Here is a 19,624-nt window from a genome sequence, read left to right as displayed (position 1 = left end):
TGTTTCATTTATTGAAAGTGTATTCCACACTCTCGATTTTGTAAGGCTTTGGTCGGGTCAAAATAGAATTTGTTTTTTGGAAGATTTTCTTCCGCGATATACGCATCTAAATCTTCATCTGACCAATAGTAAAAAGGACTAACTTTTAAGACATCATCCTTGCTCCAACTTAAAATATCTTTAGATTTTCTGTATTCTGTTTGTCTAACACGAATGTTAGTAAACCAAAGTTCTGGAGATTGCTCAGCTAGAGCTCTTCTAAAAGGCTCTAGCTTTACAACTTCTGTGAATTCGGCATGTTTTGGACTGGTTACTTCCGGGATACCTATTGTTGCGTCTATTACCGATTTACTCAACAAAGGCTTATATTTTTCAACATTTAAGCTGAACCTATTTATTAAATTATTAGCGTGATCATAAGTTTCTGGTGTATTAAATAAGGTATCGCACCATATCACTTTAATATCATTATCTTGATCAGAAATAGTACTTAAAAGCACTGCAGAATACACCCCAAAACTTGTTGTAACTATTCTTTTATCTGTTAAAGCCAAAGCCCAAGTAATAATTTCTTGTGGCGTTTTATCTCTTAATTGTTTATTCCAATATGAAATATCTATCGTACTATCCAACATAATCTCTTCTTTTTCTATTCACCACCATTCTCCTATCGGAATAGTAGATTATTAAGCAAATGTATATGATGTAATTAATATATGCAAACTTTAAATCAAAAAATATAGTTAAACTAAATCTGCTAACGACTTGTGATTGAAGATATCAAGTGTTTTATCGCGAACTTCGGCCATTAACGTATGTACACCGCAAAGCGATTCGTCTGGACAATCGTCGCATTTTTCGTAAAAATTTAAACTAACGCAAGGTACCATAGCTATTGGTCCTTCTAGTGTCCTCATAACTAAAGACATTTTAATATCTTGAGGATCTTTTAATAAATAATATCCACCATTTTTACCTTTTTTAGAACCTAACACTCCTATTTTACGGAGTGTTAGTAATATACTTTCTAAAAATTTTTGGGATATATTTTCACTCTTAGATATAACACTAATCTGTACAGGATTGTTATTTTCTTGTCGCGCTAAGAACAATAGCGCTTTTAAGCCGTATTTGGTTTTCTTTGAAAGCATAACGCAAATATACTGCTTTTTAGAATTTAATTTAAAGCCTGATTCAAATCGCTAATAATATCGTCTGTATGCTCCAAACCTACAGAAATACGCACCAATCCGTCTGTTATTCCTGTTTCCATTCTATCTTCTTTACTCAATTTACTATGTGTTGTAGACGCTGGATGCGTTACAATAGTACGTGTATCCCCAAGGTTTGCAGATAACGATAATAATTTTATTTTATTTAAGAACGCACGACCGCCTTCAACACCGCCTTTAACTTCGAACGCAATAATATTTCCTCCAAGTTTCATCTGCTTTTTAGCAATCTCATATTGTGGATGCGATTTTAAAAACGGGTATTTTACTAAAGAGACATTTTCATGACCTTCTAAAAACGCTGCTACTTTTAGCGCATTTTCACAATGTTTATCTACACGAACAGCAAGAGTTTCTAAACTTTTGGATAATACCCAGGCATTAAATGGCGATAATGCCGGACCTGTATTTCTAGAGAACAAATAAATTTCTCGAATTAAATCGGCACGACCAACTGCAACGCCTCCAAGAACACGACCTTGACCATCCATTAATTTTGTTGCTGAATGAATTACAATATCTGCTCCAAATTTAATTGGGTTTTGTAAATATGGTGTAGCAAAACAATTATCAATTACTAATAAGATGTTATGCTTTTTAGCAATCTTTCCTAATATTTCTAAATCTATAATATCTACAGCAGGATTCGTTGGACTCTCTGCATATAAAATTTTTGTGTTTGGCTGAATTAAGCTTTCAATAGCATCAACATCATTAATATTAAAGTAAGATGTTTCAATATTCCACTTCGGAAGAAATTTAGTAAACAACGCATGTGTTGAGCCAAAAACAGAACTTGCAGACACGATATGATCGCCACTACTTAAAAGCCCTGCAAACGTTGAAAACACAGCAGACATACCTGTTGCAAAAGCATAACCGCTTTCGGCACCTTCCATTTTACATACTTTATCAATAAATTCGGATGTATTCGGATTTGTAAAACGACTGTAAATATTACGTTCTTTTTCTTCTGTAAACGATGCACGCATATCTTCGGCATCTTCAAAAACAAAACTTGAACTTAAATATAAAGGTGTTGAATGTTCTAAAAACTGAGAACGTTCTGTTTGTGTTCTAATAGCTTCTGTTTCGAAATGATTATCTTTCATAATACTAATACGTGTTTTTTTCTGTTAATCTTAAAATGTCTCCAAATACACCACGAGCGGTAACTGCTGCTCCAGCTCCAGCCCCTTGAATCACTACTGGCTGATCGCCGTAAGATTCTGTGTAAATTTCGAAAATTGAATCAGATCCTTTTAAAGATCCTAAAGGTGAACTTTCTGGTACCGATACTAATTTCACTTCTAACTTAGCGCCTTTTTCATCGGCTAAATCACCATGTAAATCACCTATATATCGTAAAACATGACCAGGTTTTTGTTCATCTTTCATGCTTTGATATAAATCGTCCATTTCTGTAAACGACTTTAAAAATGTTGCTGCATCTACAGCTCTTAAATCTTCAGGAATTAAATTCTGAATATCTACATCCGAAATTTCATTATGTAAATCGAGCTCTCTTGCCAAAATTAATAATTTTCTAGCAACATCGTTCCCACATAGGTCTTCTCTTGGATCAGGCTCTGTAAATCCTTTATCTACCGCCTCTTGTAACACTTTAGAAAACGGTTCGTTTTTAAGTGAATAATTATTGAACAAATAACTTAACGAGCCTGAAAACACACCTCTAATTTTAGTGATGTTTTCTCCAGATAAATGCAAGAGTTTAATCGTATCAATCAACGGTAAACCTGCACCAACATTCGTTTCGTAAAGATAGTTTTTCTGATTCTTAGCAAGTACTTGACGTAATTCACTGTAGAATTTAAAATCTATGGTATTCGCTATTTTGTTGGATGAAACAAGGTCAAACCCCTGTTCTACCAACGGAATATAATTTGAGACAAACGCTGCACTTGCCGTGTTATCTATAGCAATTAAATTTTCTAAATGATGTTTTTTAGTATACTCTACTAAACTCTCGAACGTATAATCCTTTCCTTTTTCTTGAAGTGTATCTCTCCAATTAGAATCGATTCCTTTTTTGTTGAACAGTGCTTGTCTTGAATTCGCAATTGCAAAAATATTCAACTTAATGCCTTTACGTTTTTCAATATCGCTAGCTGAAGCAATAATCTGATCAATTAAAGTTCCGCCAACTAATCCATGACCAAAAATGGCCAAGTTTATTTTTTTAGAAATTCCGAAAATCTCTCCATGAATGACATTTAAGGCTTTATGAAGTTGAGTTTTTCTAACCACCAAACTTACATTTTCACCTGTTATTGTATTATTGAAAAGTAACGGAACAATCTGATTTTTTATTAATGCGTTAAACGGTTTATGGAATGTGCTTAAATCCTGACCTACAATTGAAATTACAGCAACATCGTCTATAATTCCAATTCTATTTACATCTTGCATATAGAAATCGGTTTCGAATTCACGTTCTAAAGCAATCACCGCTTGCGACGCTTTATTAGCATCGACAACCAATCCTAAACCACGTTCAGAAGATCCTTGCGAGATGATACTCACACTAATATCGTTTGCACTTAAGGTTTTAAATACACGCGCATCTACTCCAACTTTCCCTAACAATCCGCGACCTTCTAAATTAATTAATGCCACATTATCTAAAACAGATAATGAACGAATCCCCTTAGAAGCTGTTTTTGCTGTAATTAATGTTCCTTGATCACCACTATTAAATGTATTTAGAATACGAAGTGAAATGTTCTTTTCTAATAACGGAATAATCGTTTTGGCATGTAACACTGTGGCTCCAAAATTGGCTAATTCGTTAGCTTCTGCGAACGATAATTCTTCAATCTTTTTAGCATCTGGCACTAAATCCGGATTCGCTGTATAAATGCCGTTTACGTGGGTGTAATTTTGCAATTCCTCAGCATCTAAGAAATTCGCTAAAAGTGCTGCTGAATAATTACTCCCGTTTCGACCTAAAGTCGTCGTTTTATTATCTTGATTAGAAGCGATAAAACCAGTAACTATATTTACCGTATCTCCATTATATTTTTTGAAATGTTTTAATACATTTTCTTTAGACACCTTAGTATTTGGTTGTGCATTACCATAAGTATCATCAGTTTTTATAAGTAACCTTGAATCTGTTGCATGTGCTTTTACACCACGAGCCTTAAGTAATTCGGCTACCAATTTAACCGACAATAATTCGCCTTGTGCTAACACTTCATCTTTAATTTTCTTACTATAATCTCCTAAGAGTTTTACACCTCCGAAGACTTTGTCTAGCACTGAAAATTCTTCTGAAAAATCAATTCCCGGATAAGGTTCTATTTGATATGCTTTAAACGCTTCTAAATCTTTTTTGTAAGATTCGTCGTTTTTCGCTTTGTCTAAAATGATTTCTAACTGGTCTGTTGAAGAACCTCTAGCCGAAAGCACAACAGCTATCTTTTCGTCATTCTTAACTTTATTCTCTATAATATTAAGTACCGTTTCTAGACCTTCTCCATTAGCGAGAGATCTCCCTCCAAACTTCAAGACTTTTAAACGTTTATTTTTTAACTCCGGTTTAAAGATGCCTTCAACAATAGTTTCTAATTGTTCAAATTCAATTAAAAACGCATCATGACCATGATCGGAATGAATTTCGTTATACGTCACATTTGGATGCGTAAGTGCTAATTTCTTTTGGGTTTCACGATTTTCTTCAGCCGTAAAAAACAAATCAGAATCTACGCCAACTATCGCGATATTAGACTTAATAACATCCAATATATTTACATCTTCTGGTCGTCCTTTAGTCACATCAATAGTTCGTAATAATTGATTCATTAAGCGATATGCTGAAAGCTGAAAACGTTCTTGTAACTTGTTTCCATGATGCAACAACCAACTCTCGACATTAAAGATCTCTAAATCTTCATTTTTACTTCTATGAAAACGCTCTTTAAACGATTTTGGAGTTCTGTAACACAACATTGCATGCATACGTGCATCATGTACCGGATTATTAGAATTGGTTAAAAATTGTTCTTGAATTTGACAATTAGCAATAAGCCAATCTGTAGACTTCCAATCTGTAGCAACTACAATTAAGTTCTCGGCTAAAGCTGGATGCATCACTGCCATTTCCCATGCTATTCCTCCTCCTAGAGAGCCACCAATCATAGCGAAAACAGAATCTATTTTTAATATTTTAAGCCCTTTTAAAAAAAGGTTTGCGATATCGCGAGCAACAAAATCTTTATAATTTTCGATTATAAATCCGTCGTATCCATTGCCAGGAATATTAAAAGATATTACCGTAAATTTCTTAGTATCTATAATTTTATTATCACCAATAAGATCACTCCACCAACCACCTTCTCCGGCAACATTACTGTTACCTGTTAAGGCATGATTAACCAAAACAATTGGCGCTTCGTGCAACGGTTGCCCAAAGACCTCGTAAGACAATGTAATAGGCAATTCTACACCACTAATGGTTTTGTAAGAATCTAAAGGAATTAATTGTAAATTTTTCATGTTGCAATATATAAAAGCTACGAATTAAAAGGGCTTAATTTAAAATAAACTAATATGCTATTAAGCATTCTTAACAGCCTCAAATGCTTGTTTTAAATCTGATTTTAAATCTTCTAAATCCTCGATACCAACAGATAAACGCACTAAATCTTTAGTAACTCCTGAAGCGGCTTGAGCGGCTTCGTCTAACTGTTGATGCGTTGTACTTGCAGGATGAATAATTAAAGATTTAGTATCTCCTATGTTTGCTAACAATGAGAAAATTTCTGTTTTATCTGCAATAATTTTAGCCGCATCGAAACCCGCTTTATGTCCGAAAGTAACCATTCCACTTTGTCCTTTCGAAAGGTATTTATCGGCTAAAGCTTTGTAAGCACTACTTTCTAATCCTGGATAATTTACCCAAGCAATTTCGTCTTGCGTTTCCAACCATTGAGCTAATGCTAATGCATTTTCACTATGTTTTTTGATTCGTAATTCTAAAGTCTCTAAACCTTGAATAATTTGAAATGCATTAAACGGACTTAGTGCACTACCATAATCACGTAAGCCTTCAACTCTAACTTTAGCAATAAATGCCGCTTCTTTTAAAGCTTCGCTATATACCAAACCATGATATCCTGCAGAAGGCTCAGTAAATTCAGGGAATTTTCCGTTCGCCCAATTAAATGTTCCTGCATCAATAATAGCACCTCCTAGACTTGTTCCGTTTCCGTTAATATATTTTGTTAGCGAATGAATGACAAGATTTGCTCCGTATTGAATTGGATTTAAAAGTGCAGGTGAAGCCACTGTATTATCTACAATTAAAGGAATATTGTTTGCTTTAGATACCTTAGCAATGGCTTCAATATCTAACACATCTAATTTCGGATTTCCTAAAGATTCTATAAAAACAGCTCTTGTATTATCTTGAACTGCAGCTTGAAAATTTTCAGCATCAGAAGGATCTACAAATGTGGTTGTAATACCATGTCTTGGCAAAGTTACAGCCAATAAATTATACGTTCCACCATATAAACTGCTAGATGCTACAATGTGGTCTCCAGCTCTTAAAAGTGTAAGTAATGTTGTAGAAATCGCGGCAGTTCCTGACGCGGTTACTACCGCACCTATACCACCTTCAATAGCAGCTAAACGTTGTTCTAAGACATCGTTTGTAGGGTTATTTAATCTTGTGTAAATGTAACCTGGTTCGGCTAATGCAAAGAGACTTGCTGCGTGATCTGAATCGTTAAAAACATACGACGATGTTTGATAAATTGGCACAGCTCGTGTACCTCCATTTTTGGTAACATCGTGTCCTGCGTGCAACGCTTGAGTTGCGAATTTTTGTGTACTCATTTTTCTTTCTTTTTGAGTTAATAAATTAAAACTAAAAGTCAAATGCACCTTTTTAAGGTGTACCTAATAGAAAAATGTTAAAAAGAAAATAATACAAATTACTCTGAGAGCAATTGCGTTTAGTTATCTATCTAAATCGCCGATAAATGAATCGGTTTTTAAGTAGAATTTAGCACCTTCTTTATAAGTTAAAGGGTTGCTAAGGCTTCAGCGGGTCTAATCCCTCCACCTTTCTTGATAACATTTCAATACATTATTGAACTTTGTGAGCACAAATATTCAGTTAGAAAAGTTGATTTTCCAAATTATTTAAGACATTTTTATAAAAAAACATTTTTTACCTATTGTTTTCTGCCAAATATTTATCCTTAATAATTTGTCCAACAGGCTTATTTTCAATCTTACTTTCTAGCCATGAAATAATATCTAAATATAAAAATGCACGCTTCTCGTACGGATGATTTTCGTATGTTTTTAAAGTATCTCTCAATGCCATAAATGCGTGCTTAATATCATGTGGATAGACATCCTGCAAGCCTTTTATAAATTTTATCATCTCTTTCTGAACCTCGTGTAAATCGTTCATTTTAATTAAAAATTTATAAGTGCTTCGTAACAATGTATCGATATGATAATCTAATCCAGCTTCGTAATGAGCGACTAGATTTAAAACTCTAGAAAAACACAATAAATCTTCTCGCATAGATAAACTTTTATTCGAAATAATTTTATCTAAATAAAAGATACATTTTTTATTATCTCCAGCTCCAAAATACATACTAGCGAATTTATAATAAAAAATCATAGCATGGTGCTCGTCTATTCTATTCGAAAATCGTTTTAAATCTGTTTCAATTTTAGGAATTAAATTTAAGCCTTCCTCAAACGAACCATCTATAAAATGTAAATTAACTTTATTTAAATTAAAATATAAAAATGCCAAAGACTCTACATTTTCATCTCTTAAAAACTTCTTATCATTCACAATTTTTTCTAATCTCAATAAAGCATCTTCAAACTTATTTTTGCTTCGAACAAAGAATAAGGCTTCCAACAAATAATTTTTTCCTTTTAAAAAAAATACAGGATTTAAATTAATCATATCTGGGTTTTCATAAAACAAATCCACCCATTTTGAAGCATATCTATAGCAGTTTTTAAAATCTTGAGTTAAAAAACTATACCACAAATACGCATTGTAAAGCCATAATTTCTCTCTAAACCCTAATTTTTTTATGTTATATTTTGGAAGTCTATTATGGAAATATTCAGCAACCTGAATGCCTTCTTCTTCATTTTTAACATAACCCGTTTTTAAAAAAATCCCGTACAACTGAAGCGATAAATTTGAAAGCTTACTTGCTATAACATTTAACGCACTTAAATCTTTTGCCTGAATTGTTAGCTCGTCTGCACGGCCACTAATACTACGTGTAATGTATTGAGATTCTATTAACTTTTCGAATTCCACAATTTCAAAAGCTAAATTCTTTTCTTCATTATGTATCGCCAATTCTTTAGATTTATCTAAAATCTTTAAACTTTGTTTATACAAGCCTTTATGGTATAAAATAGATGCAAAATCTAATTGTTCTCGTATTTGCGACCTTATATTTTGATGCGAAGGGTTTAATTTTAAACTAATTAAAATTTGTTTGTACAAATGGGCTTTAACGTTGGCTAACTGTTGTTTTTTAACATCACCATTTTTTAAAATAAACTCTTCGTCGTAAATTGATAGCTTGTCTAAAATATTAAATAAGTTCAAAAACTTAGAATCGTTATTAACCCCTAATCTTCCCACATACAGCTTAAACTGACGCTTTTCAGACTTCGTTAACGATTTCACTAACAAAAACAAATTATCTTTTTGGTCTTTTATCATCAAATAAAAAGTGTTACAATGTACTGATTAACAATTATTTAAGTATATTTAAATACTTTTAAACATCGTAAAAGTACAATAATGAGGTATTGCTTTCACAAAAGCAAAATATAAATTCGTAGAACAATAAGAAAATAAATTCATATAAATGTCACATTCTAACATTCAAATATTTGACACAACGTTACGCGATGGCGAACAAGTCCCTGGTTGCAAGTTAAACAAAGAGCAAAAACTTATAATTGCTGAAAGACTTGATGCCCTGGGAGTTGACGTTATTGAAGCAGGTTTTCCGGTGTCAAGTCCTGGAGATTTTACTTCGGTTGAAGCCATTTCAAAAATCGTAAAGAATGCAACAGTTTGTGGACTTACAAGATCTGTTGAAAATGATATAAAAGTAGCAAGTGAAGCGCTACGTTATGCAAAAAAACCAAGAATTCATACTGGAATCGGAACCTCCGATTCTCATATAAAATTTAAATTTGCATCTAATCGTGATGCCATTATTGAACGCGCCGTAAGAGCGGTTCGTTATGCTAAAACTTTTGTTGAAGATGTAGAGTTTTATGCAGAAGATGCAGGACGTACAGACAACGATTATTTAGCAAGAGTTTGCGAAGCTGTAATTGCAGCAGGTGCAACGGTTTTAAATATTCCAGACACAACAGGGTATTGCTTACCTAACGAATATGGAGCAAAAATAAAATATTTAAAAGAGAATGTTAAAGGTATTGACAAGGCTATTTTATCTTGCCATTGCCACAACGATTTAGGATTAGCTACAGCAAATTCTATTGAAGGTGTTATTAATGGTGCAAGACAAATAGAATGTACAATTAATGGTATTGGAGAGCGTGCAGGAAACACCGCTTTAGAAGAAGTTGTTATGATTTTAAAACAACACCCAACTTTAAATTTAGATACTAACATTAATACCTCTTTGTTATATAGCACAAGCCAATTAGTATCTGAGCATATGGGAATTTACACACAACCTAATAAGGCCATTGTTGGTGCAAATGCTTTTGCACACAGTTCTGGAATTCATCAAGATGGTGTGATTAAAAATCGTGAAACTTACGAAATCATAGACCCTAAAGATGTTGGTGTAACAGAATCTGCAATTGTTTTAACAGCAAGAAGTGGTAGAGCCGCTTTAGCTTATAGAGCTAAAAATGTAGGTTATGAATTAACAAAATTACAATTAGACGTAGTCTATGCTAATTTCTTGAATTTTGCAGATGTTAAAAAAGAAATAAACGATTCAGATATTCATCAAATTATTGAAACTAGTAGCGTTTACAATCAAATTATTTCGGCATAAAATAAGCTAAAAGTCTGTTTCATAAATTAAATTTGAAATGAAATAGCAAAAACAACATGAAATGAAAAAAACATTATTTGATAAAGTTTGGGATGCACATGTAGTTGACGCCATAGAAAATGGTCCACAAGTATTGTACATTGATAAACATTTAATACATGAAGTAACAAGCCCACAAGCTTTTAACGAGTTAAAAGACAGAGACATTCCTGTGTTTAGACCCAACCAAATTGTGGCAACAGCAGATCATAATACACCAACAACAAATCAACATTTACCAATACAAGATACGTTATCTAGACATCAGCTTGAGCAACTATCAAAAAACTGTACCGACAACGGAATCACACTTTTTGAATTAGGTCACAAATACAATGGAATAGTGCACGTTATGTCACCCGAATTAGGTATCACACAACCTGGAATGACAATCGTATGTGGAGATAGTCATACCTCTACACATGGTGCATTTGGAACTATTGCTTTTGGAATCGGTACAAGTCAGGTTGCTCAAGTTTTTGCTAGTCAATGTTTACTTTTAACTAAACCTAAAAGCTTACGTGTTTCTGTAAATGGTAAATTAAAAAATGGTGTACTTCCTAAAGATGTTATTTTATATATCATTGCAAAATTAGGAACCAACGCAGGTACAGGATATTTCTGTGAATATGCTGGAGACGTATTTCAAAACATGAGTATGGAAGGCCGTATGACGGTTTGTAATATGAGTATTGAAATGGGTGCTCGTGGAGGTATGATTGCACCAGATCAAACAACATTCGACTATGTAGAAGGTCGCGAATTTGCACCTAAAGGTGAAGAATTTGAAAAGAAAGTAGCTTATTGGAAAACACTACCTACAGATGATGATGCTGTATTCGATAAAGAATACATCTTCGATGCTGAAGACATAGAACCTATGGTTACCTACGGAACTAACCCTGGTATGGGGATAAAAGTAACAGAAAACATCCCTACACTTAACGATGCTTCTTTTGAAAAATCATTAAAATACATGAACTTCAAAAAAGGCGAATCTCTTATAAACAAACCAATTAATTTTGTCTTTATTGGTAGCTGTACCAACTCTAGAATCGAAGATTTTAGAGTAGCTGCTCAATACATCAAAGGCAAACAAAAAGCACCTAACGTTACTGCTTGGTTAGTTCCAGGTAGTAAGTTGGTTGAAACACAAATCATTGAAGAAGGTCTTAAAGACATTTTTACAGATGCTGGTTTCGAACTCCGTCAACCAGGATGTTCGGCATGTTTAGCGATGAATGATGATAAAATTCCGCAAGATGAATATTGTGTATCTACTTCAAATAGAAATTTTGAAGGACGACAAGGTCAGGGTGCTAGAACCATTTTAGCAAGTCCGTTAGTTGCAGCAGCAACAGCGGTAGAAGGAAAGATTATAGACATTACAAAACACTTAAACTAAATGGAAAAGTTTACAACATTACATTCTAGAGCCATTCCATTAGATATAGAAAACATAGATACAGATCAAATTATTCCTGCACGTTTCTTAAAAGCAACAGATAGAGAAGGTTTTGGGGATAATGTATTTAGAGATTGGAGATTTAATAAAAACGGAGACCTAAACGAAGAATTCCCTTTAAATGACACCACTTATATGGGAAGCATCCTAGTAGCCGGAGATAATTTTGGTTGTGGTTCCAGTCGCGAGCATGCGGCATGGGCAATAGCAGATTATGGATTAAAAGTTGTAGTCTCTAGTTTTTTTGCTGATATTTTTAAAGGAAATGCACTGAATAACGGAATTTTACCAATTCAAGTTACTCCAGCATATTTAAAAGAATTATTTAAACACATTACAACAGACCCTGAAACAATAATTAGTGTAAATTTAGAGGATCAAACTATTTCTATTAAAGACACCGATTTATCAGAGAAATTTGATATCGACCCATACAAAAAAACATGTCTTATAAATGGTTATGACGACATCGATTATTTATTAAGCAAAAAAGATGCTATATTAGCTTTTGAAGCTAAATCCTGAAAACACAGTCTTAAAAAACATATAAGGCGTTATACTGTTTTCAGCCTCTAAAAAACAATTCTTATGAAACTAAACATAGCAGTATTAGCAGGAGATGGGATAGGACCAGAAGTCACTGCTCAATCAATAAAAGTTCTTAAAGCCATTGCTTTAGAATTTAATCATACATTCAATTTTAAATACGCACCTGTTGGTGCAATAGCTATAGATGAAACGGGTAATCCATTACCAGAGGCAACTCTTGATCTTTGTAAAATAAGTGATGCTTTATTATTTGGAGCTATTGGAGATCCTAAATATGATAATGATCCATCTGCAAAAGTACGTCCAGAACAAGGCTTACTAGCACTTAGAAAGTCTTTAGGTTTATATGCCAATATAAGACCTGTTAAAGCATACGATACACTTTTAAGTAAATCGCCTTTAAAGAAAGATATTATTAAAGGTACAGATATTAGCATTTATCGCGAACTTACTGGTGGTATTTACTTCGGAAAAAAAGAAACAAGTGAAGACGGAAATTCAGCTTCAGATTTATGTGAATATTCTCGAGAAGAAATCGAACGCGTAGCACATTTAGCATTTAAAGCAGCACAATCTAGAAGAAAAAAACTGACTTTAATAGACAAAGCAAATGTTTTAGAAACATCTCGTTTATGGCGTAAAGTCGTTACAGAAGTTGCTAAAAGTTATAAGGATATAGAATTAGATTTCTTATTTATAGATAATGCTGCAATGCAAATGATATTAAATCCAAAACAGTTTGATGTTATTTTAACTGAAAACATGTTTGGAGACATTATTAGCGACGAGGCTAGTGTTATTGGAGGATCTATAGGTTTATTAGCTTCGGCTTCTGTAGGAGATAAATATGCGATGTTCGAGCCTATTCACGGGTCTTACCCGCAAGCAACAAACAAAGGTATTGCAAATCCTATTGCTTCAATATTATCAGCAGCAATGTTATTAGATCATTTTGATTTAAACGACGAAGCTGATTTAATTAGAACTGCTGTAGATAAGTCTTTAGCACTTCATATTACTACACCCGATTTAAATACGAAATACGATAATATTACAACAACTAAAGTTGGAGATTTTATTGCTGATTTTATTAGTAATCCTAAAGATTCAAATCATAACTTTTCGAACATTCACTTAGGTCAATCTACTATTATCTAAATTTCGATTTATTATAAAATAAAAAAAGCGCCTGAGTTTAATTACTAAGGCGCTTTTTTTATGATAAATATATGACTTTATAGTTTAGGAAATTTTTCACTTATTTTATCTAATCCTAGATTATGAATACTTCCTAAATGCGTGTGTTTTTTTGAATCGTCTGGCACATAAGTTCCCGCTTCTACTTCGCCACCAATCTTTTTGTAAGCATCTCTAAACGACATCCCTTCAACTACCAAAGTATTGATATTATCTACAGTGAATAAAAATTTATATTTCTCGTCATGTAAATCAATATTTTTCACTTTAACCTGTGCTATTGAAAAATTAAAGATGTCTAAAATATCTTTAATATCTTCTAGTGCCTGAATCATGTTCTCTTTTAATAACTGATAGTCACGATGATACCCACTAGGTAAATTATTCGTAATTAATACCATCTCTGTTTGTAGCGCTTGAATCTTGTTACATTTTCCACGAATCAATTCAAACACATCAGGATTCTTCTTGTGTGGCATAATACTACTTCCGGTTGTTAACTCGTCTGGGAAGGCTATAAAACCAAAATTCTGACTATTATATAAGCAAATATCCATAGCAAAACGCGACAATGTATTCGCTAAACTTCCTAATGCAGCTGCAATGGTACGTTCACTTTTACCACGACTCATTTGCGCTGCAACCACATTATATTTTAAGGTTGAAAAACCCATTTCTTTAGTTGTTAACTCACGATCTATTGGAAAAGAGCTACCATAACCTGCCGCTGAACCTAACGGATTCTGATCGGCTACTTTTTGAGCAGCTTGTAACATATAAACATCATCAATCAACAACTCTGCATAAGCAGAAAACCAAACCCCAAAAGACGATGGCATGGCGACTTGTAAATGTGTATAACCAGGTAATAGTGAACCTTTATGAGTTTCGGCTAACCCAATAAGCGTATCAAAAAATGTTTTAGTTTTATCTTGAATAGTTTTTAATTCTTCTTTGAAATACAATTGAAGTGCGACTAAAACTTGATCGTTTCTAGAACGTGCCGTATGGATTTTTTTACCCACATCGCCTAACGTTTTTGTTAATTCGAATTCTATTTTAGAATGCACATCTTCAAAATCTTCTTCAATTACAAATGTGCCATCTTCAATCTGAGTTTCTAATATATCTAGTCCTCCTAATAATTGTTCTAATTCTTCTGCTGTTATTATACCAATACTTTCAAGCATCTTTGCATGTGCTTTAGAAGCTATAACGTCATATTTTGCAATATGAATATCAATTTCTCTGTCGTTTCCAACAGTGAATTGTTCTATTTTTTTATCGATTGAAAGCCCTTTGTCCCAAAGTTTCATAAGTAAGATTTTTATAGTTTAAGCTGAAAGATAACAGCCTAAATAATTAAAGTATTTTTTCTAATAATTGAATGTAAATCGCTATACCTTCTTCAATTTCGTTTAAATAAATAAATTCGTCTGCAGAATGAGATCTTGTGCTATCTCCAGGTCCTAATTTTAAAGACGAGCAGCTTAAAACAGATTGATCTGATAATGTTGGAGACCCGTAAGTGGTTCTTCCTATTTCAAGACCTGCTTTTACCAATTCGTGATCTTTAGGAATAGACGATGAGTTTAATCGTAAACTTCTTGCTTTAATTTCTGTACAAGGCGCTTCTTTTACTAAAATGTCGTTAATCTCTGCATTGGTATATTTATCATTAACACGTACATCTATGACCAATTCAACTTCAGCAGGAATGGCATTATGCTGTTTGCCTGCAGAGATCTGAGATACCGTCATTTTAACGTCACCTAAAGATTCTGATGATCTATCAAACTTATAATCTTTAAACCAATTCAAAACTTCAATGGTATTGTAAATAGCATTATCGTTATTTGGATGTGCTGCGTGACTTGGCGTTCCTTTTACTTTAGCATCAAACACAACCAATCCTTTTTCTGCAATTGCCAAATTCATTAATGTGGGTTCGCCTACAATAGCGACATCAATTTTTGGAATTATTGATAACATACTATTTAAACCATTTGGCCCACTGCTTTCTTCTTCAGCAGAAGCAACTATAACTAAATTATATTTTAGGTTTGGTTTATTATAAAAATAAGTGAATGTTGCAATTAATGATACTAAACACCCGCCAGCATCATTACTCCCTAAACCATATAATTTACCATCTTCAACAATCGCTTTAAGTGGATCTTTGGTATAGGCGCTATTAGGTTTAACAGTATCATGGTGCGAGTTTAAAAGTAGTGTTGGCTTGCCTTCTGTAAAATCTGCATTAGTAGCCCAAACATTATTTTTTGTTCGTGTATACGGAATATTTTTTTGTTTAAACCAAGCTTCTATAAGCTGCGCTGTTTTATCTTCTTCTGAAGAAAACGATTGTGTTTCTATCAGATTTTTAAGCAATAATATGGCTTCTTCTGTTAATTGTTGCGTCATCATTAGGCTTGAATGGTTGTATGTTTTGTATTCTGATTAAATAACATGTCTGGTTTTCCTAAGCACACTTTATAAACGTGATTAGATATGGCATGAAAACAATTATCTAGTTTTGGAAGCATACCATCTGTAATAACACCCTCTGTTTTTAACGTTTCATAATTTTTGGTATTAATGTCTTCAATCACCGAATTCGGGTCGTCGACATCTAATAACACACCATCTTTCTCGAAACAATAATACAGCTCTACTTTATATATATCTGCAAAGCCAATAGCTAATTCAGAAGTTACAGTGTCTGCATTTGTATTTAACAACTGCCCGTTTTCGTTATGCGTAATAGCACAAAACACAGGTGTAATACCGTTTTCTAAAAGCACTTTTGGCACTTTTGTATTCACACGTTTTACATCGCCTACAAACCCATAGTCTATAGTTGTAACTGGACGCTTTTCTGAAACTATTACATTGCCGTCTGCTCCTGTAAACCCAACACTATTACAATTATTGGCTTGTAATTGCGCAATAATATTTTTATTAATTTTTCCGCCGTAAACCATGGTGATAATATCTAGAGTATCTGCGTCTGTAATGCGTCTTCCATCTACCATTTGCACTTCAATGTTCATAGATTTAGCCATTTTAGTAGCTAATTTCCCTCCACCGTGCACTAATAATTTAGGACCTTGAATAGTTGCGAATTGTTCTAGAAAATGGGATAAAGCACTATCATCATCAATAATATTTCCACCAATTTTTATAACCTTTAATGTTTCCATATTACAGATTTTCAAGTATTTCTTTCAGGACTATTTGTGCAGCATACGTTCGGTTATTCGCTTCTTCCATCACGATAGATTGATCACTATCAAGTACAGCATCTTCTACAATTACATTTCGTCTCACTGGTAAACAGTGCATAAATTTAGCATGCCCTAATTTATCTTTAGTAATCATCCAATTAGGATCTGTATTTAAAATTTTACCATAATCTGTATAACTACTCCAGTTTTTAGCATAGACAAAATCGGCATCCTTTAAGGCCTCTTCTTGATTATGATTAATTGGTGTATCTTTTGTAATTTCAGGATTTAACTCGTAACCCTCTGGATGTGTAATCACTAAATCCACCTCCATTTTTCGCATCATTTCTACAAAAGAATTTGGTACAGCTTGAGGCAAAGCTCTAGGATGTGGTGCCCACGACATCACAACTTTTGGTCTTGCTTTCTCCGATAGTTCTGAAATTGTAATGGCATCTGCCAAAGCTTGTAACGGATGCGCTGTAGCACTTTCCATATTTACAATGGGAACAGTCGCATACTTTTCGAAACTTTTAATAACCATTTCAGAGCCATCTTTCTCTTTGTCTTGTAAACTCGGGAACGCACGTACTGCAATAATATCGGCGTACTGAGAAATTACCTTAGCAGCTTCCTTTACATGCTCTGAAGTACTCGCATTCATAACTGTGCCGTCTTCAAACTCTAAATTCCATGCATCATTAACATTTAGACTCATCACATTCATTCCTAAATTTTTCGCAGCCTTTTCTGTACTTAATCGAGTCCGTAAACTCGAATTAAAGAACAACATCACTAAGGTTTTATTTAAACCTAAATGTTTATGTCCGAAAGGATTCATTTTTAAAAGAATCGCCTCTTTAATAGTTTCTGAAAGGTTTGAAATATCTGAAATTTGTGTGTATTTTTTCATGCTATGTTAATTCTGATTTTAAGGCTTCAAAAAAGATATCTAAATGTTCTTTTTGAATCGTTAATGGTGGAAGTATTCTTAATAAATTTGGATTTTTGGCACTTCCAGTAAATATGTGATGGTCGAAAATAAGTTTCTTTCTAAGATCGGAAATCGGAAAATCGAATTCTAAACCTAACATTAAACCACGACCTTTAATTGTTTTTATTTGTGGTAATTGTTCTGCTTTTTCAATAAAATAAGCTGAAATTTCTTTTGTGTGAGCTAATAAATTTTCTGTTTTAAGCACATCTAAAACCGCTAATGATGCTGCACAAGCCAAGTGATTTCCTCCAAAAGTGGTACCCAACAATCCAAACGATCCTTTAATATCTGGATGAATTAAAATCCCACCAATAGGAAAGCCATTACCCATACCTTTTGCCAGTGAAATAATATCTGGTGTGATATTGTGTTTCTGAAACGCAAAGAAATCTCCCGTTCTTCCAAAACCTGATTGTACTTCGTCTGCAATAAAACATGTATTATTTGCTTTACATAATTGTTCAAGACCTTGATAAAATTCGGTTGTACTTTCATCTAAACCTCCAACACCTTGAATAAATTCTATAATTACAGCACAAACATCATTGTTTTTTAAAGCATTTTCTACACCTTCTAAATCTCCAAGTTCAAAAAATTCGACCTCTTGCTGTGCATTTAAAGGCGCTACAATTTTAGGATTATCTGTAGCTGCTACAGCTGCAGATGTACGGCCATGGAAACTATTTTTAAAGGCTATAATTTTAGATTTTCCATTGTGGAAAGATGCCAATTTCAATGCATTTTCATTAGCTTCTGCTCCCGAATTGCATAAAAATAATTGGTAATCTTTACAACCTGAAAACTCGGCTAAATCTGTTGCTAATTGTTCCTGTAACGGATTTTGAACCGCATTACTATAAAAAGCAATATGATGTAATTGATTTGTAATACGATCTACATAAGTAGGATGCGCATGCCCGATTGAAATCACAGCATGGCCACCATAAAGATCTAAATACTTTACATCTTTGTTATCGTAAACAAAAACGTCTTTCGCTTTTACTGGGGTAATATCGTAAAGCGGATATACTGGAAACAAACTCATATTTGCTCTTTTTTAATGTTGCTAATTTTATTGTAAGAAGCTACCATACCTTGAATTAGAGACGAACTTAAACCTTTATGTTCCATTTCGTTTAACCCTTCAATAGTACATCCTTTTGGCGTAGTTACTTTATCTATTTCTTCTTCTGGATGATTCCCTGTTTGGATAAGCAAACTTGCAGCGCCTTCGCAAGTATGCATAGATAACTCTTGTGCTTCTTGGGCATCAAAACCTAATTGAATTGCTGCTTGTGTCGTGGCACGAATTAAACGCATCCAAAAAGCAACTCCACTTGCACAAACTACTGTTGCTGCCTGCATCTGACTTTCTGGAATAATTAAAGTATGTCCTAAACGATTAAATATGGCTTCTGCTATTTTCACACGTTTAGCGCCTTGTGTATTACTACAAATACATGTCATAGATTTACCTACAGCGATTGCCGTATTAGGCATAGCACGAATAACAAATTGATTATCTCCAACAAGACTTTCCATTCTAGGAATTAAAAATCCTGTTACTGTAGAAATAAGTACATGTTTTTCTGTTAAATGCGGTACAATTTCTTGTAATACGTTTTCAAAATGTGCAGGTTGTACTGCAAAAATTAAAATATCAGATTTTTGAACAGCCTCAATATTATCGCTCGTAATACTTACATTTTTATAGCCATCAAACTCATTTAATGATTCTAAATTTCTTTTGGTTAAATATAGAGTTGTGAACGCATTATCGATAATTAAACCTTTTGCGATAGAATGCCCTAAATTTCCAGTTCCAATTATAGCAATTTTCATAAGTC

16 protein-coding genes and 1 riboswitch are annotated in these 19,624 nt (G+C 33.5%); of the genes, 4 read left to right on the top strand and 12 right to left on the bottom strand.

What is annotated here, in order from left to right:
- Window positions 1-8: 8 nt before the first annotated feature.
- The 6 genes from Q1B05_RS02400 to Q1B05_RS02375 all read right to left on the bottom strand — a co-directional run bounded on the left by Q1B05_RS02400 (window position 9) and on the right by Q1B05_RS02375 (window position 8,979).
- Window positions 9-635 (bottom strand): phosphoadenosine phosphosulfate reductase family protein, encoded by a 627-nt coding sequence (locus tag Q1B05_RS02400; protein WP_299777153.1) that lies wholly within the window; start codon window positions 633-635, stop codon window positions 9-11.
- A 108-nt stretch (window positions 636-743) separates the two neighbouring features.
- Window positions 744-1,151 (bottom strand): Rrf2 family transcriptional regulator, encoded by a 408-nt coding sequence (locus Q1B05_RS02395; protein ID WP_299777151.1) that lies wholly within the window; start codon window positions 1,149-1,151, stop codon window positions 744-746.
- Window positions 1,152-1,177: 26 nt separating this feature from the next.
- A complete protein-coding gene (locus Q1B05_RS02390) occupies window positions 1,178-2,344 on the bottom strand; it encodes an aminotransferase class I/II-fold pyridoxal phosphate-dependent enzyme (protein WP_299777148.1) in 1,167 nt (388 codons plus the stop codon).
- Between the two features lie 4 nt (window positions 2,345-2,348).
- Entirely contained in the window at window positions 2,349-5,750 is a 3,402-nt protein-coding gene (gene thrA / locus Q1B05_RS02385) for a bifunctional aspartate kinase/homoserine dehydrogenase I (RefSeq protein WP_299777146.1), read from the bottom strand.
- A 60-nt stretch (window positions 5,751-5,810) separates the two neighbouring features.
- Window positions 5,811-7,094 (bottom strand): O-acetylhomoserine aminocarboxypropyltransferase/cysteine synthase family protein, encoded by a 1,284-nt coding sequence (locus Q1B05_RS02380; protein WP_299777144.1) that lies wholly within the window; start codon window positions 7,092-7,094, stop codon window positions 5,811-5,813.
- Window positions 7,095-7,214: 120 nt separating this feature from the next.
- A riboswitch (SAM riboswitch) is annotated at window positions 7,215-7,338 on the bottom strand.
- Window positions 7,339-7,431: 93 nt separating this feature from the next.
- Window positions 7,432-8,979 carry a hypothetical protein gene (locus Q1B05_RS02375; protein WP_299777142.1) on the bottom strand — a complete coding sequence of 516 codons (1,548 nt, stop codon included), beginning with the start codon at window positions 8,977-8,979 and terminating at the stop codon, window positions 7,432-7,434.
- Between the two features lie 148 nt (window positions 8,980-9,127).
- Here Q1B05_RS02375 and Q1B05_RS02370 point away from each other — a divergent pair, with 148 nt between their 5' ends.
- The 4 genes from Q1B05_RS02370 (at window position 9,128) to leuB (ending at window position 13,514) form a co-directional block, all read left to right on the top strand.
- Window positions 9,128-10,303, top strand: a complete 1,176-nt coding sequence (locus tag Q1B05_RS02370; RefSeq protein WP_299777140.1) for a 2-isopropylmalate synthase — start codon at window positions 9,128-9,130, stop codon at window positions 10,301-10,303.
- Between the two features lie 61 nt (window positions 10,304-10,364).
- Window positions 10,365-11,747 carry a 3-isopropylmalate dehydratase large subunit gene (leuC, locus tag Q1B05_RS02365; RefSeq protein WP_299777138.1) on the top strand — a complete coding sequence of 461 codons (1,383 nt, stop codon included), beginning with the start codon at window positions 10,365-10,367 and terminating at the stop codon, window positions 11,745-11,747.
- Entirely contained in the window at window positions 11,748-12,332 is a 585-nt protein-coding gene (gene leuD, locus Q1B05_RS02360) for a 3-isopropylmalate dehydratase small subunit (protein WP_299777137.1), read from the top strand.
- 63 nt (window positions 12,333-12,395) lie between these two features.
- Complete coding sequence (gene leuB / locus Q1B05_RS02355) at window positions 12,396-13,514, top strand: 3-isopropylmalate dehydrogenase (protein WP_299777136.1); 1,119 nt, start codon at window positions 12,396-12,398, stop codon at window positions 13,512-13,514.
- Window positions 13,515-13,591: 77 nt separating this feature from the next.
- Here the strand turns inward: leuB and argH are convergent, their stop codons facing one another.
- Genes argH through proC form a run of 6 tightly spaced genes read right to left on the bottom strand, consistent with a single transcriptional unit; the run spans window position 13,592 to window position 19,619 of the window.
- Window positions 13,592-14,869 (bottom strand): argininosuccinate lyase, encoded by a 1,278-nt coding sequence (argH, locus tag Q1B05_RS02350; RefSeq protein ID WP_299777135.1) that lies wholly within the window; start codon window positions 14,867-14,869, stop codon window positions 13,592-13,594.
- A gap of 46 nt (window positions 14,870-14,915) precedes the next feature.
- Window positions 14,916-15,980 carry a M20 family metallo-hydrolase gene (locus Q1B05_RS02345; RefSeq protein ID WP_299777133.1) on the bottom strand — a complete coding sequence of 355 codons (1,065 nt, stop codon included), beginning with the start codon at window positions 15,978-15,980 and terminating at the stop codon, window positions 14,916-14,918.
- Window positions 15,980-16,756, bottom strand: coding sequence for an acetylglutamate kinase (argB, locus tag Q1B05_RS02340; RefSeq protein WP_299777131.1), 777 nt, complete (start codon window positions 16,754-16,756; stop codon window positions 15,980-15,982). The genes Q1B05_RS02345 and argB overlap by 1 nt, the downstream gene beginning before the upstream one ends.
- A gap of 1 nt (window position 16,757) precedes the next feature.
- On the bottom strand, window positions 16,758-17,693 hold the full coding sequence (locus tag Q1B05_RS02335; protein ID WP_299777129.1) for an acetylornithine carbamoyltransferase: 936 nt from the start codon (window positions 17,691-17,693) through the stop codon (window positions 16,758-16,760).
- 1 nt (window position 17,694) lies between these two features.
- Window positions 17,695-18,822, bottom strand: a complete 1,128-nt coding sequence (locus Q1B05_RS02330; RefSeq protein WP_299777127.1) for an aminotransferase class III-fold pyridoxal phosphate-dependent enzyme — start codon at window positions 18,820-18,822, stop codon at window positions 17,695-17,697.
- A complete protein-coding gene (proC, locus tag Q1B05_RS02325) occupies window positions 18,819-19,619 on the bottom strand; it encodes a pyrroline-5-carboxylate reductase (RefSeq protein ID WP_299777125.1) in 801 nt (266 codons plus the stop codon). The genes Q1B05_RS02330 and proC overlap by 4 nt, the downstream gene beginning before the upstream one ends.
- Window positions 19,620-19,624 lie beyond the last annotated feature (5 nt).

This window comes from uncultured Formosa sp., assembly GCF_947500765.1.
Lineage (GTDB): Bacteria > Bacteroidota > Bacteroidia > Flavobacteriales > Flavobacteriaceae > Formosa.
The sequence above is the reverse complement of the archived record's forward strand: the minus strand, read 5'-3'. Positions and strand labels throughout refer to the sequence as shown.

Excerpts from the sequence above, each read along its gene's own strand:
- argB (WP_299777131.1), bottom strand. The coding sequence starts at position 16,756 with ATGGAAACATTAAAGGTTATAAAAATTGGTGGAAATATTATTGATGAT.
- leuD (WP_299777137.1), top strand. The coding sequence starts at position 11,748 with ATGGAAAAGTTTACAACATTACATTCTAGAGCCATTCCATTAGATATA.
- Q1B05_RS02330 (WP_299777127.1), bottom strand. The coding sequence starts at position 18,822 with ATGAGTTTGTTTCCAGTATATCCGCTTTACGATATTACCCCAGTAAAA.
- leuB (WP_299777136.1), top strand. The coding sequence starts at position 12,396 with ATGAAACTAAACATAGCAGTATTAGCAGGAGATGGGATAGGACCAGAA.
- argH (WP_299777135.1), bottom strand. The coding sequence starts at position 14,869 with ATGAAACTTTGGGACAAAGGGCTTTCAATCGATAAAAAAATAGAACAA.
- Q1B05_RS02370 (WP_299777140.1), top strand. The coding sequence starts at position 9,128 with ATGTCACATTCTAACATTCAAATATTTGACACAACGTTACGCGATGGC.
- Q1B05_RS02345 (WP_299777133.1), bottom strand. The coding sequence starts at position 15,980 with ATGATGACGCAACAATTAACAGAAGAAGCCATATTATTGCTTAAAAAT.
- leuC (WP_299777138.1), top strand. The coding sequence starts at position 10,365 with ATGAAAAAAACATTATTTGATAAAGTTTGGGATGCACATGTAGTTGAC.
- Q1B05_RS02390 (WP_299777148.1), bottom strand. The coding sequence starts at position 2,344 with ATGAAAGATAATCATTTCGAAACAGAAGCTATTAGAACACAAACAGAA.
- thrA (WP_299777146.1), bottom strand. The coding sequence starts at position 5,750 with ATGAAAAATTTACAATTAATTCCTTTAGATTCTTACAAAACCATTAGT.
- Q1B05_RS02375 (WP_299777142.1), bottom strand. The coding sequence starts at position 8,979 with ATGATAAAAGACCAAAAAGATAATTTGTTTTTGTTAGTGAAATCGTTA.
- proC (WP_299777125.1), bottom strand. The coding sequence starts at position 19,619 with ATGAAAATTGCTATAATTGGAACTGGAAATTTAGGGCATTCTATCGCA.
- Q1B05_RS02380 (WP_299777144.1), bottom strand. The coding sequence starts at position 7,094 with ATGAGTACACAAAAATTCGCAACTCAAGCGTTGCACGCAGGACACGAT.
- Q1B05_RS02400 (WP_299777153.1), bottom strand. The coding sequence starts at position 635 with ATGTTGGATAGTACGATAGATATTTCATATTGGAATAAACAATTAAGA.
- Q1B05_RS02395 (WP_299777151.1), bottom strand. The coding sequence starts at position 1,151 with ATGCTTTCAAAGAAAACCAAATACGGCTTAAAAGCGCTATTGTTCTTA.
- Q1B05_RS02335 (WP_299777129.1), bottom strand. The coding sequence starts at position 17,693 with ATGAAAAAATACACACAAATTTCAGATATTTCAAACCTTTCAGAAACT.